Consider the following 1111-nt stretch of genomic DNA (forward strand, 5'->3'; position numbering starts at 1 on the left):
ATCAGATTCTGATCAATCGTCGTGTCTGAGCTCCGCTCGGCTCTTACGGAGATAATCGCGCGGCCCGGCAACGGCCGCGCGTGCCGCGGGCGTGAGCTTTGCGCTTCGTCAGAAGTGCCTCGAGCGTGACGACGATAATTGACCAGCCATATGGAACGCATTCGCCCAGTTATCCAAAGCGTGGATACCTTTCATCTAAACAAAGGATTTTACCGTTTTTGCTGCAGGTCCCATAGAGGCGCTTCAAGTTGGAAAGATAGGTAGTTCCCATGGTTGCGTTGGATCCGAGGAGCATCATCTGGTGTGCGGGGCGCACAAAGTCAGTCGCATCTGCATTACGGCTTGGTCTTTCGGCGGTCTCCACAAGTTACGCCCCGTTGGTGCGATGCCAATTATTTAACCAATGCTTGGACATTTATCTCAACCAGACAGCTCCAAGGTGAGGTCTTCCATGCGCCCGAATGTCGATTGGAAGTTGTGCTGGGAAAATGAGCTGCAACTGGCCGACCATGTCGAACTCTCCGACTTTTTTCGAAAGACCTATGGACGGACTGGCGCCTTCAACGCGGAGCCATTCGAAGGCGGCCGCAGTTGGGCCGGCGCGAGGCCGGAATTCCGCGCAATCGGCTACGACGCGCATGGGGTAGCGGCTCACATCGGCATGCTGCGGCGCTTCATCAAAGTTGGCGAGGTCGACTTGATCGTCGCTGAATTGGGCCTGTACGCGGTTCGTCCGGATCTTGAAGGGCTCGGAATCGGTTTTTCGATGCGCGTGGCGTACCCAGTGCTCCATCAGTTGGGTGTTCCATTCGCTTTCGGCACGGTTCGGCACGCGCTGCGAAACCATGTCGAAAGATTCTGCAGAGCCGGCCTCGCGAACATTGTGTCGGGCGTTCGCGTACGATCGACCCGTCCAGATGTGCATCCCGACCTGCCGCCCACGCGCCTGGAAGACGTACTCGTGTTGGTTTCGCCGATCGGACGCTCGATGGACGAGTGGCCGTCCGGTACCCTGATCGACCGGAACGGTCCGGAACTATGAAGCCTCTGGACTACATATGCGAAGGGCAGAGTGACAATGCCGATGGCACTGCAGAGCGCAGCGTCTATC

1 protein-coding gene is annotated in these 1111 nt (G+C 57.4%); it reads left to right on the forward strand.

Annotation, left to right across the window (positions count from 1 at the left end; genetic code table 11):
* Nucleotides 1-451 precede the first annotated feature (451 nt).
* Nucleotides 452-1042, forward strand: coding sequence for a NodA family N-acyltransferase (locus EN750_RS35585; RefSeq protein WP_024505875.1), 591 nt, complete (start codon nt 452-454; stop codon nt 1040-1042).
* Nucleotides 1043-1111: the final 69 nt, after the last annotated feature.

The sequence above is a fragment of the Mesorhizobium sp. M7A.F.Ca.ET.027.03.2.1 genome, assembly GCF_003999175.1.
In the GTDB taxonomy this organism is placed as follows: domain Bacteria; phylum Pseudomonadota; class Alphaproteobacteria; order Rhizobiales; family Rhizobiaceae; genus Mesorhizobium.